Origin of the sequence: Asanoa sp. NPDC050611 (genome assembly GCF_040654855.1) — a bacterium.
Lineage (GTDB): Bacteria > Actinomycetota > Actinomycetes > Mycobacteriales > Micromonosporaceae > Asanoa.
In genome coordinates this window covers 1-11,963 of record NZ_JBFAIU010000237.1, presented here as the reverse complement: position 1 = coordinate 11,963, position 11,963 = coordinate 1, and the positions used below count along the sequence as shown (strand labels likewise).

Genomic DNA, 11,963 nt, shown 5'->3' with positions numbered 1-11,963 from the left:
GCGCCGACGTCGTGCTCGACTTCGTCGCCGAGCAGGGAGCGGAACAGGACGGATTCGCGATGACCGCGCCGGCCGGTTCCTACTTCGTCATCGGGTACGGCGGCACCCTGCAGATCCCCACGCTGGACATCATTTCCACCGAACGCAACATCATCGGAAACATCGTCGGCACCTACAACGACCTCGCCGAGCTGATGGTCCTCGCCCAAGCCGGCCGCGTCACCCTGCACACTTGTACCTACCCTCTGGACGCCGCCCTCGACGCGATCCAGGACCTCGACGCCGGCCGGGTCCGCGGCCGCGCCATTCTCGTACCGTAAGGAGCTTTCGGCGATGGCCAAGGAACTGCGCTTCGGCGCTGATGCGCGCTCCCTCCTCCTGAACGGCGTCGACAAGCTGGCCGAGGCGGTCAAGTCGACGCTGGGCCCCAAGGGCCGCAACGTCATCCTGGAGAAGATCACCGGTTCCCCGGTCGTCACCAACGACGGCGTGACCATCGCGCGGGAGATCCACCTCAAGGACCAGTTCGAGAACATGGGCGCGCAGCTCGTCAAGGAAGCCGCGATCAAGACCAACGACATCGTCGGCGACGGTACGACCACGGCGACGGTGCTCGCGCAGGCGATCGTCCACGAGGGCATGCGGGCCATCGACGGCGGTGCGAACCCCGTACTCGTGAAGCGGGGTGTCGATCTGGCCGTGGACCGGCTCGTCGAGCGCCTGCGCACGGTCAGCCGTCCGGTGTCCACACAGGAGGAGCTGTCGCGGGTCGCGGCCATCTCGGCCAACGACGACGACGCGGTCGGCTCGGTCATCGCGGCCGCGCTGCACACCGTCGGCGACGGCGGCATCGTCACCGTCGAGGAGTCGGCCCGGCACGGCATGTCCGTCGAGTTCGTCGAGGGCTTCGAGTTCGACAACGGCTACCTGTCGCCCTACATGGTGACCAACCCGGCCAGCCTCGAAGCGGTCGTCAACGACCCGTACATCCTGCTGTGCAGCGAGAAGATCACCAAGGTCCAGCAGCTCATGCCGATCCTCGACAAGATCATGCGGGCGCCGCGGCCGCTGGTCATCGTCGCGGAGAACGTCGAGGGCACGGCGCTGTCGATGCTGGCGCACAACCACGTCAACGGGGTCTTCCAGTGCGTGGCGGTGCGGGCGCCCGGGTTCGGCGACCGGCGGCTGCACAAGCTCGAGGACATCGCCGCGATCACCGGCGGCGCGGTCTACAGCCGGCACTCGGGCTTCACGCTGGAGACGATGACGCTCGACCAGCTCGGCCGGGCCGCGCAGGTGCGGGTCAACGCCGAGCGCACGGCGATCATCGACGGCGCGGGCGACGCGTCGGCGGTCGAGTTCCGGGTCACCCAGCTGCGCTCCGAGCTGGAGCGGGCGACGTTCGGCGCCGACGAGGACGTGCTGACCGAGCGGATCGGCGCGCTGTCCGGGAAGGTCGCGGTCATCAAGGTCGGCGCGCCGACGAACGCCGAGCTCAAGGAGCTGCAGCACCGCGTCGAGGACGCGCTGTCCGCGACCCGGGCCGCGATGGCGGAGGGGATCGTCGCCGGTGGCGGCGCCGCGCTGCTGCACGCCCACGACGCCCTGGACGCGCTGGACGTCAAGGACGACAAGGCGACCGGCGTCGAGATCGTGCGCCGCGCGCTGACCGAGCCGGCGTTCCTGATCGCCGCGAACGCCGGCTACTCCGGCCAGGAGGTCGTCGACCGGATCTCACAGCTCGGGCCCGACGAGGGCTTCGACGCGCTGGAGGGCCGGTTCGGGAACATGGTCGAGATGGGCATCGTGGACCCGCTGCGGGTGGCCCGGTCCGCGCTGCAGAACGGCGCGTCGGTCGCCGGGCTGCTGCTGACCACCAACACGCTGGTGGCGGAGGAGCAGACGCCGTGGGGCGGCAGCGCGGCGCTGATGACCGAGTTCGGGCCGCTGGACGAGGGTCTCAAGCAGCCCTCGCCCGATTCGAGCACACCGCAGTCGCTCGGCCTCGGCCCGTCGGTCGGGTAGGTGGGCCCGGTCAAGGGCGACGGCGTGGCAGTGCCCGCCGTCGCCCCGGATGGTGACATCTCCGTCCTGCGCGAGCTGCGGTCGCGGGGGCGGCTGCGCGGAGTGGTGGCGTTGCTGGGCCCCGCGTTCGTGGCGGCCGTCGCCTACATCGACCCGGGGAACTTCGCCACCAACTTCACCGCAGGCGCCCGGTTCGGCTACACGCTGGCCTGGGTCATCGTCGTCGCGAACCTGATGGCCATGCTCGTGCAGTACCTGTCCGCCAAGGCGGGCGTCGCGACCGGCCGGGACCTGCCGGAGCTGTGCCGGGAACACCTGCCGCGCCCCGTCTCGCGCGGCCTCTGGGTCCAGGCGGAGATCATCGCGATGGCGACCGACCTCGCCGAGTTCGTCGGCGCCGCGGTCGGCCTCTACCTGCTGTTCGGTGTGCCACTGTTCGCCGCGGGCATCATCACGGCCGTCGTCGCGTTCGCCATCCTCGCGCTGGAGCAGCGCGGCTACCGGCGCTTCGAGCTGGCGATCATCGCGCTGCTCGGGATCGTCTTCCTCGGCTTCCTGTACGACCTGCTGGTCGTCGGCGCGTCCCCGTCGGGCCTGGCCAAGGGCCTCGTGCCGCACCTCGCCGGCGGCGACAGCCTGCTGCTGGTCTGCGGCATCATCGGCGCGACGGTCATGCCGCACGTGGTCTACCTGCACTCGGCGCTGACCAAGTCCCGGGTCGCCTGCCGCGACGACGCCGAGCGGCGCGAGCTGCTGCGCTTCCAGCGCCTCGACGTGGTCGTCGGTCTCGGCGCGGCCGGCCTGATCAACCTGTCGATGCTGGTGATCGCGGCGCAGCTGTTCAACGGCGGCGGCCGCGCGGACATCGACTCGATCGAGGGCGCCCACGCGGGCCTGGGCGCGATGGTCGGCGGCGGCGCGGCGCTGGCCTTCGCCGTGGCACTGCTGGCGTCGGGCCTGTCGTCGTCGAGCGTCGGCACGTACGCCGGCCAGGTCGTGATGCAGGGTTTCATCCGCCGCCAGATCCCGCTGTTCCTGCGGCGGGCGGTCACGATGGCACCGGCGCTGCTGGTGCTGGGCCTGGGCCTGCCGGCCACGGACAGCCTGGTGATCTCGCAGGTGGTGCTGTCGTTCGGCATCCCGTTCGCGCTGGTGCCGCTGCTCATGCTGACCCGCCGCCGCGACATCATGGGCACGTTCGTCAACAACCGCCTGACCAACGCGGCCGCCGGCACGATCGCGGCGTTGATCATCGCCCTGAACGTGTTCCTGCTCTACGACACGTTCTTCGGCTAAACGGCCGCCACGATCATCATCACGATCCCCGCCGCGGTGACGGCCGCACTGGTGAGCAGGAAGGCGGGGTTGTGGGTGCTCCACCAGCGGATGCGGGGCTGCACGCACCCGGGCACCTCGTCGATGCGGACGACCCGCAGGGCGAACAGGTTGAGCGTCCCGGTCAGGAGCCCGAGCGCACCAAGCCCGGCCACCGTCTCGGCAACCTGAGCGAACGTCGTGGTCGGCTCCATAACCGCATCACACCGCGTACGAGCGGCGCCCTCCGTCTCATCCTGAGACACGTCAGCGGCTTTGTCGATGGCCGCATCCGACGGTCAACGGCCCGCAGCGTCTGTCCGTTAGGGTCGGCGGATGGAGCCAGCCCTCGCCGCATCTGCCTTCGATTCGTTGCGGGTCGATGCCGTCTCCGACCACGACGCGCTGCGTCGCGTCTACGAACTGCCCAGCGACGGCGCCGTGCGGAAGCAGATGACCGCGCTCACCGAGCAGACCCGGCGGTTGGTCGAGTGCGCGTCGCTGGTTCTGGTCGCCAGCGTCGACGCCGCGGGCAACTGTGACGTCTCACCGCGTGGCGGTCCCGCCGGGTTCGTCGCCGTTTTGGACGCACGGACGGTGGCGATACCGGACGCGACCGGCAACAAGCGGCTCGACACCCTGCAGAACGTCGTCGCCACCGGGCGGGCCGGGCTGCTGTTCCTCATCCCGGGGCGCACCACGACATTGCGGATGAACGGCCGGGCCTGTGTGTCCACCCGCCCCGATCTGCTGTCCCAGCTGACCGCCGTGGGCAAGCCGCCGGCCAGCGCGCTGGTGCTCGGGATCGAGGAGGTCTATCCGCATTGCCCCAAGTCGCTGCTGCGTGGCGGGGTCTGGAAGCCGGAGCAGTGGTTGCCGGCGGACGCCCAGCCGACCTCGGCCGAGGTGACCCTGGCCCAGTTGCGGATGCCGGGGCTGACGATCGCCGACATCGAGCAGGCGGAGGCCGACGCGCTGAGGTACCGGTACGAGTAGACGCTAGAGCCGTCCCTCGTCCACCGCGCGGCTGATCCACGGGATCACCTCGTCGAGCATGGTGTCGAGGGTGGTCGTCGCCGTGAAGCCGAGCACGTCCCGCGCCTTGGTCACGTCGGGCACCCGCTTGGCGACGTCGTGGGCGAACGGCTCGTCGCTGACGTGACGGAACGGCACGTCCGGGCGCTTGATTTTGCGCCAGATCAGCTCGGCCAACGCGAGCACGGTCGTCGACTCCGCCGTGGACAGGTTGAAGTCGTCGTTGTGCGCGGCCGGGTGCTCCATCGCGGCCGCGATGCCCCGGGCCAGGTCGCCGCCGTAGGTGTAGTGGCGCACCTGCTGGCCCGAGCCCAGGATGTGCAGCGGGTCCTGTCCTTTGAGGATCTTCTGCACCAGGTCGGGTACGACGTGCGACATCGCGAGCTTGACGTTGCCCGAGAGCACCTCGGCCGAACCGAGCGCGCGTCCCTCGCCCACGCCGACGCAGTTGAAGGGCCGCACGATCGTGTACGGCAACCCGTGCTGGTCCCAGGCCGCCCGCGCCCAGTACTCGACGGCGAGCTTCTGGAACCCGTACGACGACACCGGCGGCGGTATGCGTCGCTCGTCGCCCTCCCGGCTCGGCCACTCGTCGGTCGACTCGTACACCATCGACGACGAGATGTAGGTGACCTTGCGCAGCTTCCCGGCGCGGTGAGCCGCGATCGCCGCGTCGCACGAGGCCGCCATGATCCGTTCGTTGGTGGCGAGCAGGTCGTACGCGTAGGCGTGGAAGTAGGAGATTCCGCCGATCATGGCGGCGCCCGCGACGAGATGGTCGCAGTCGACCAGCAGCTCCGCGAGCAGGCCCGGCTCGCGTGCGTCGCCCTCGACGAAGGAGAAGCGCGGGTGGTCGTCGTACCCGTGCGCCACCGGCCCGTACTTCGAGTAGTTGTCGAGCCCCACCACCTCGTGCCCACGGTCGAGCAGCTCCTCGACCAGGTAACCGCCGATGAAGCCCGCCGAACCGGTGACCAGCACCTTCGCCACGCCGTGTGCCTTCCTATCGCGTCTTGTCGAGATCCTGCTCGGGCAGCACGGCCGGGCGGATCCGCTCCCACCGCGCCGCCAGCTGGTCGGGCGTGAGCCGCGGCCCGAACGCGAAGAAGTACCAGCGAAGGTAGCTGGGCAGGAAGCGGCCGATGTCGAAGCGGGACTCGCCGAGTTGGCGGTCGAGCCAGATCGTGGGGACCTCCGCGACGGGCAGGCGCAGGCGGGTCGCCTTCGCGGTCAGCTCGATCCCGATCTCGAAGCCCGTCCGGGACTCGATGCCGACCTCACGGACGAACGCGGTGTCGTACGCCTTGAAGCTGTTGGTCGCGTCGCGGGTGCCGACCCGGGCCAGCAGTCGCAGGCTCCGGCCGGCCCACCGCGATGCCATCCGCTTGAAGCGGGGACCGCCGACCTGCTGGCCGCCGGGCATGTAGCGGGAGGCGGCGGCGACCACGACGCCGCGGTCGACGAGGCGGGCCAGATCGTCGATCTGGCGGGGGTCGTCGCAGCCGTCGGCCATCGTGACGACCGCGACCGGCGCGCGGGCCACGTCGATGCCGAACCGGACCGCGTTGGCCGGCCCGGGTCCGTAGGTGTTGAGCACCGTGCGCACGCGCGGGTCGCGCTCGGCGATCTGTCGCGCGTACGGGACGGTCGTGTCCTCCGGCATGTCGTGCACGACGAGGATCTCGGCGGGCAGCATGACCTCGCGCAGGATGCGGTCGAGGCACCGCACGACCGCCTCACCCTCGTTGTAGACCGGGATGACGACGCTGACGCGGGGGGTCACACCCGCACGCCCTGCCCGGTCAGGCCCCACATGTCGACGAGGGGTTTGTCGGTGTCCAGCCGGCCGTACTCCGCGTGCGGCGCGGCGATCACCAGCAGGTCGGCCCGCTTGAGCACGTCGTCGAGCGGGAGGAAACGGTCGTCGGTCACGTACGGGTCGGTGCACAGCGTCTCGCGCGCCTTCAGCGTCAGGATCTTGCGAAGCTTGTACGCCAGGCTGTCGCGGGAGTCGTCACTGCCGCCCTTGAACGCCATGCCCAGGATGCCGACGGTCATCTCCGCGAGGTCGAACCGGTCCTCGAGCCGCGAGACCAGGTAGAGCGGCAGGCCCTCGTTGATGAGCATCGCGGAGTGGCCGAGCACGAAGTTGTTGCGGTTGAACGCTGCCAGCTGCATCGTGTCCTTGAGCAGGCACGGCCCGGCGGCGAAGCCGGGCATCGGCAGGTCCGCGGCCCGCGGGTAGTCGTAGGCCACCGCGTGCCGGATGCGCGCGAAGTCGAGACCGAAGTCGTTGGCCATCATCCAGAACTGGTTGGCGGTCGCGAACTTGATGTAGCGCCAGGTGTTGGTGAACAGCTTCGCGAGCTCGGCCTCCTCGGGCTGCAGTTCGACGATCGTGTCGGTGAGGTGGCGGAACAGCCGTCCGGCGCGGGCCAGCGCGGCCGGCGTGCGGGCGGCGACGATCTGCGGCAGCGCGAACAGCTCGGTCATCGCCTTGCCCTCGGCGATCCGTTCCGGGCAGAACGCCACGTCGACGGCGAGGCCCTTGCTGGTCAACAGCTTCTCGGTCAACGCGGTCACACCGGGATAGACCGTGCTGCGCAGCACGACGAGCTGACCGTCGTGCAGGTGCTCGGTGCAGCGCTCCAGCGCGCGCGGCACCGCGCCGAGGTCGGGGTTGAGGTGCTCGTCGACGGGGGTGCCGACGACCACGACCAGCGCGTCCGCCAGGCCGACGCTCGACGCCGCCGTCGTGGCCGTCAGGCGACCGGCGGCCAGCGCCGCGGTCAGCTCCTCGCCCGCGCCCGCCTCGGCGAACGGCAACCGGCCGGCGTTGACGAGGTCGACCGCCGCGGCGTCGATGTCGTAGAGCACGACCGACAGGCCCCGCGAGGCCAGCGCGATTCCCAACGGCAGGCCGACCCGCCCGCACCCGCCCACGACGCAGACGTCGACCGCGGTCTCCGCAACTGCCATCGCGACCTCACACTCCTGTCCGCCCGGCGCGGATCCTGTGCAGGTTACTGGTGAGGAAACCTCGGGTCCACCCACCGGCGTGACAGGGGCTAATGTCCCCCGCATGGCCGGGACCCTGACATCCGAAATCAGCTCGCGCGTGGCCGCCGCGTTGCCGGCCGGTGCGGTGGGGGCCGCCATCCGGGCGGTCTACCCGCGGATCGAGCCCGAGCTCGCCCGGCTCGCCTCCTACGCGCCGCGCGGGGGCACCGCCGTCGACATCGGCGCCTGGTACGGGCCGTGGACCCGCGGCCTGCGCCGGCTCGCCGACCGGGTCGTCGCGCTGGAGCCCGCCGCCGACCTGGCCCGCCGGGTCGCCACGGCCTATCCCGACGTCCGGGTGGTCGAGGCGGCCGCCTCCGACCACCTCGGCACCGCGACGCTGTTCCTCCCGGCCGGTGGCCCTGGCGTGGGCACGTCGTCGGTCGAGCACGGCGAGGGTGTCGGCACCACGGTGCGCCGGGTGACGGTGGACAGTCTCGACCTCACCGACGTGCGGTTCATGAAGATCGACGTCGAGGGACACGAACTGCCCGCGCTGCGCGGAGCCGAGCAGACGGTACGGCGGGACCGCCCGCTGCTGCTCGTCGAGGTCGAGGAGCGGATCCAGCCGGTCGAGCCGGTTGTCGCGCTGCTCGCGGCGTGGGGCTACCGGCCCTTCGTGATGCCGCGCGACCGCTGGCTGCCCCTCGAGGAGTTCGACCTGGTCGCCCACCAGCGTGCGGCGGTCGGCCGGGTGCGGCAGAGCTTCGCGCGGCGGGTGGTCGCGCCGTGGCCCCGCTACGTCAACCTCGTGCTGTTCCGGCCGGAAGGATCTCGATGAGCACGACCACGGCCGAGGCGGCCCGCCCGGACACGCCGGCGACCGTCACGATCCCCGCCTGGATCGTGCGGGATCCGCTGCGGGTGGTCGCCGCCGTGCTGATCGCCGCGAGCACCGCCTGGCGAGCCGCGATCACCACGCGCGGCTATCTCGTCGCGGACGACTTCCCGATCATCTCCCAGGCCGACGCCAGCGGCCTGAACCTCGGCTACCTGCTCGAGTACTACAACAACCACCTGATGCCGGGCGGCCGGCTGGTCACCTGGGTGACGCACCGGCTGACCGAGTTCGACTACTGGCCGTACGCCACCTTGATGATCATCACCAATCTCGTGGTGGCCATCGCCTTCTACCGGCTGCTGCGGCTCATGCTCGAACCGAGCTGGGCGCTGCTGGTCCCGCTGTGCCTGTTCCTGTTCAACCCGCTGACGCTCGAGGTCAGCGCCTGGTGGGCGGTCGGCATCAACCTGCTGCCGATGCAGCTGGCGATGATCATGGGCGTCGCCAGCCAGGTCCGCTACATCCGCACCCGGGAACGCCGGCACCTGGTGGCGCTCGGGCTGTGGGTGGTCTTCGGCCTAATCTTCTTCGAGAAGTCGTTGCTGGTCGTGGCGCTGGTCTTCCTGCTGACCGCCTGCCTCTACGCCCCCGGCGGCCCGGTCCGCGCCGCGTTCACCACCATCCGCCGCTGGTGGCCCGCGTGGCTGGTCGTCACCGGCGTCTCCCTGGTCTTCCTCGCGCTCTACCTCACCGGGTCGACCTCCTCGTTGCGTCGACCGATGTCCGGCGCCGAGGTGGGCACCTTCCTCCAGCAGTTCTTCGGGCAGTCGCTCACGACCGGACTCCTCGGCGGGCCGTGGACCTGGCTCGACGCGTCGGACGGCCCGGCTGTCGCCGCGCCGACGGCCACGCTCCAAGCGATCTCCTGGCTGCTCGTGGCCGCGCTCGTCGTCCTCACGCTGTGGCTGCGCCGGACGACGGCCCTGCGGGCCTGGCTGCTGTTGTCGCTCTACGCGGCTTTCTCCGCCGGTCTCATCGGTGCCACCCGCCTCGGGTCGGCGTACAGCGGCGTCGCCGGCCTCGTGCCCCGGTACGTCGCCGACGTGCTGCTCGTCGCCGCGATCTGCGTGGGCGTCGCGCTGTGCGGGCTGCGCCGCGACGACCCGCGGCCGACTTCGGCCCTGCTCGCGGCGGTACGGTCGCGCCCGCGGACGTTCGGCGCGGCGCTCGCGACCGGCACGGTCCTGCTCGTGGCCAGCAGCCTCTACAGCGGGATGGACTTCGCCACCGACTGGGCGTCGAAGCTGGGCCGGGACTACCTGACGACGGCCCGGGACGGCCTCGCGAATGCCGCTCCGGGCACGGTGTTCATGGACCAGCCCGTGCCGGCGAGCATCGTCGACCCGCTCTCCGCGCCGTGGAACGCGCAGTCGCGGTTCTTCGCCCCGCTCGACCACGATCCGGTTTTCGTGACCAAGGCGCAGCACCTGTTCGTCTTCGACTCCTCCGGAAAGGTGCGGCCGGCGTGGGTCAAGGGCGTCAAGGCCCGACCCGGACCGGAACCGGGCTGCGGCTACCAGCTCACCGGTGGACGGACCACGACGATCGCCCTCGCCGGCACCGTGACCGAGTACTGGCAGGCGGTTCGCATCGCCTACCTCAGCGACCGCGACACCACCGGCACGTTCCGGCTCGGCGCGGGGGAGGCCACCACCTTCGACGTGCACCGGGGGCTCAACGCGATCTTCCTGCTCGTACACGGTGGCGGCAGCTCGGTCGATCTGGCCGTGGCCGACCCGGCGACCAGCTTCTGCACCGACGAGATCGAGATCGGCGAGCTCGTGCCGCAGCCGACCGGATAGACCGTGTGGCGACCGACAGCCCGGCTCGTTCCGCACGGCACCGCGGCCGCGATCACGGCGGTGGTGCTCGCGCCGCTGGTCGCGCCCGGCTACGTGCTCCGCTACGACATGGTGTTCGTCCCGCGGCAGCCGCTGAGCTGGGAGATGCTCGCGCCGGCCGACGCGCTTCCGCGGGCCGTACCACTGGACGCGCTCGTCTCGTTGGCGAACCTGGCCGTCCCGGGCTGGCTGCTGCAGCGGTTCGTGCTGGTGGCGATCGTCTACCTCGCGGCGCTGGGCATGGCGCGGCTGGTGCCGACCGAGCGGACGCTGACCCGGGTCGTGGGTGCGCTCGCCTACGCGTGGACGCCGTTCCTCGCCGAGCGGCTGTTGCTCGGTCAGTGGGGGCTGCTGCTGGCCTACGCCGCGCTGCCGTGGCTGGTGGCGGCGGTCCGTGACGTGCGCGCCGGCCGGCCCGGTGGGCTGGCCCGGCTGGTCGTGGCGGCGGCGCCGGCCGCGGTGACACCGACCGGAGGGCTGATCGCCCTCGCGACCGTGCTGGTTCTGCTGCCGGGCGGATTCGCCGGGTGGCGGCGGTCGACCGCGCTCGGCGTCGGTGGTGTCGCGGCGCTGTGCGCGCCGTGGGTGGTCGCGGCGCTGACCAGCGCGGCCGGTGGCCGCTCGGATCCCGAGGGCGTCGCCGCGTTCGCCGCACGGGCCGAGAACTGGAGCGGCACGATCGGTGCGCTGGCCGGCACCGGCGGGATCTGGAACGCGCAGACCGTGCCGGGCAGCCGCGGGTCGGCGCTCGTGCCGATCGCCACCCTGGCCCTGCTGGCGGTCTGCGCGGTCGGGTTCCACGCGCTGCGCCGGCGGTGGCCCGGCGACGCGGTGCGCCTGGCGTGGCTGGCCGCGGGCGCGTTCGTCGTCGCGCTGGCCGGCACGGGGCCGGGGGAACCCGTTCTCGGGTGGCTCGTCACCAGCGTTCCCGGCGCGGGCCTGCTGCGCGACGGCCAGAAGTTCCTGATCCCGTACGCGGCGCTGGTCGCGGTCACCTTCGCCGTCGGCGCGGAGGCGCTGGCGCGCGCGCTCGCCGGCCGCCTCGACGCGAACGCCGGACGGGTCGTGCTGGTCGCCGCCGCCCTGCTGCCGGTCGCGATCCTGCCCGATCTCGCGGTCGGCGCGGCCGGCCAACTGCGCCCGGTGCGGTACCCGGCCGACTGGGCGGCCGTGTCCGCGCGCGTCGCCGCGGCGCCGGGCGAGGTGCTCTCGCTGCCGTTCGAGGGCTACCAGCGCTACCGGTGGAACCGTGGCCAGGTCGTCCGCGACCCCGCACCGCGCTACCTGGACGCGCCGGTGCTGATGAACGACGCCCTGCGGGTCGGAACCGTGACCGTCGACGGTGAGAACCCGCGGGCCGCACGGGTGCGGGCCGCCCTCGACGCGGGAGAGCCGGTCGCGGGTTCGGGGGTGCGGTGGGTCCTCGTCCGCACGGAGCCGGGCGTCGAGCTACCCGCGAACGTCCTGTCCGGACTGCGGCCCGTGTACGCCGGCGAGTACCTGGCCCTGTGGGAGAACCCCGGGATCACGGCGGCATCCCCGGGACCGGGCCGGCGGTGGCCCGCGGTGGTCGCGCACGTGCTCGCCGGGCTCGTCGTGATCATTGGTGCCTTCGTGGTGCTGCGCGGGCGGCGGGAGCCGTGATACGGTCCGCGCACTCACGGTTCCGGGGAGGGGTATCTATGGCCAGGTTGGCCACGTTCGTCGTCGCCGCCGTCCTCGGTGCGACGCTCGGCGTCATTGGCATCGTCGCCACCGTTGGTGCGGTGAGCCCGTCCGCGGATCACGTCGCCGACGAAGTCGTCGACGATCCCGCCATGACGGTCTACGGCACTCGCTGACCCCGC

General features: G+C 71.6%; 12 protein-coding genes. 8 read left to right on the top strand and 4 right to left on the bottom strand.

The genetic code is table 11. The annotated features are described in order from the left end of the window. From AB0H87_RS28875 to AB0H87_RS28865, 3 genes are all read left to right on the top strand, one after another. Nucleotides 1-320 (top strand): zinc-binding dehydrogenase (locus AB0H87_RS28875; RefSeq protein ID WP_360152351.1); only part of this gene is annotated, 320 nt, incomplete at its 5' end. 13 nt (nt 321-333) lie between these two features. Then, complete coding sequence (gene groL / locus AB0H87_RS28870; protein WP_360152348.1) at nt 334-2,025, top strand: chaperonin GroEL; 1,692 nt, start codon at nt 334-336, stop codon at nt 2,023-2,025. A gap of 24 nt (nt 2,026-2,049) precedes the next feature. Next, nucleotides 2,050-3,321 carry an Nramp family divalent metal transporter gene (locus AB0H87_RS28865; RefSeq protein ID WP_360152345.1) on the top strand — a complete coding sequence of 424 codons (1,272 nt, stop codon included), beginning with the start codon at nt 2,050-2,052 and terminating at the stop codon, nt 3,319-3,321. Here the strand turns inward: AB0H87_RS28865 and AB0H87_RS28860 are convergent. Beyond that, a complete protein-coding gene (locus tag AB0H87_RS28860; RefSeq protein ID WP_360152342.1) occupies nt 3,318-3,554 on the bottom strand; it encodes a hypothetical protein in 237 nt (78 codons plus the stop codon). The genes AB0H87_RS28865 and AB0H87_RS28860 overlap by 4 nt on opposite strands. Nucleotides 3,555-3,675: 121 nt before the next feature. Here AB0H87_RS28860 and AB0H87_RS28855 point away from each other — a divergent pair, with 121 nt between their 5' ends. Next, complete coding sequence (locus AB0H87_RS28855; RefSeq protein ID WP_360152340.1) at nt 3,676-4,335, top strand: MSMEG_1061 family FMN-dependent PPOX-type flavoprotein; 660 nt, start codon at nt 3,676-3,678, stop codon at nt 4,333-4,335. A gap of 3 nt (nt 4,336-4,338) precedes the next feature. Here AB0H87_RS28855 and AB0H87_RS28850 read toward each other — a convergent pair whose 3' ends face one another. From AB0H87_RS28850 to AB0H87_RS28840, 3 genes are read right to left on the bottom strand one after another with little or no spacing between them, the layout of a single operon-like run. Beyond that, on the bottom strand, nt 4,339-5,364 hold the full coding sequence (locus AB0H87_RS28850; RefSeq protein WP_360152337.1) for an NAD(P)-dependent oxidoreductase: 1,026 nt from the start codon (nt 5,362-5,364) through the stop codon (nt 4,339-4,341). Nucleotides 5,365-5,377: 13 nt separating this feature from the next. Continuing rightward, the gene (locus AB0H87_RS28845) at nt 5,378-6,157 is read right to left on the bottom strand and encodes a glycosyltransferase family 2 protein (protein WP_360152334.1); all 780 of its coding nucleotides are present in this window, start codon (nt 6,155-6,157) and stop codon (nt 5,378-5,380) included. Further along, complete coding sequence (locus tag AB0H87_RS28840) at nt 6,154-7,353, bottom strand: nucleotide sugar dehydrogenase (RefSeq protein ID WP_360152331.1); 1,200 nt, start codon at nt 7,351-7,353, stop codon at nt 6,154-6,156. Before AB0H87_RS28840 ends, AB0H87_RS28845 begins: the two co-directional genes overlap by 4 nt. Before the next feature lie 103 nt (nt 7,354-7,456). Here AB0H87_RS28840 and AB0H87_RS28835 point away from each other — a divergent pair, with 103 nt between their 5' ends. From AB0H87_RS28835 to AB0H87_RS28820, 4 genes are read left to right on the top strand one after another with little or no spacing between them, the layout of a single operon-like run. Next, on the top strand, nt 7,457-8,215 hold the full coding sequence (locus AB0H87_RS28835) for an FkbM family methyltransferase (RefSeq protein ID WP_360152328.1): 759 nt from the start codon (nt 7,457-7,459) through the stop codon (nt 8,213-8,215). Then, nucleotides 8,212-10,077: a hypothetical protein gene (locus tag AB0H87_RS28830; RefSeq protein WP_360152325.1), complete on the top strand. Its 1,866-nt coding sequence runs from the start codon at nt 8,212-8,214 to the stop codon at nt 10,075-10,077. The genes AB0H87_RS28835 and AB0H87_RS28830 overlap by 4 nt, the downstream gene beginning before the upstream one ends. A gap of 3 nt (nt 10,078-10,080) precedes the next feature. Continuing rightward, nucleotides 10,081-11,760: a hypothetical protein gene (locus AB0H87_RS28825; protein WP_360152322.1), complete on the top strand. Its 1,680-nt coding sequence runs from the start codon at nt 10,081-10,083 to the stop codon at nt 11,758-11,760. Between the two features lie 38 nt (nt 11,761-11,798). Next, nucleotides 11,799-11,957, top strand: a complete 159-nt coding sequence (locus tag AB0H87_RS28820) for a hypothetical protein (RefSeq protein WP_360152319.1) — start codon at nt 11,799-11,801, stop codon at nt 11,955-11,957. The last annotated feature ends 6 nt before the right edge of the window (nt 11,958-11,963 follow it).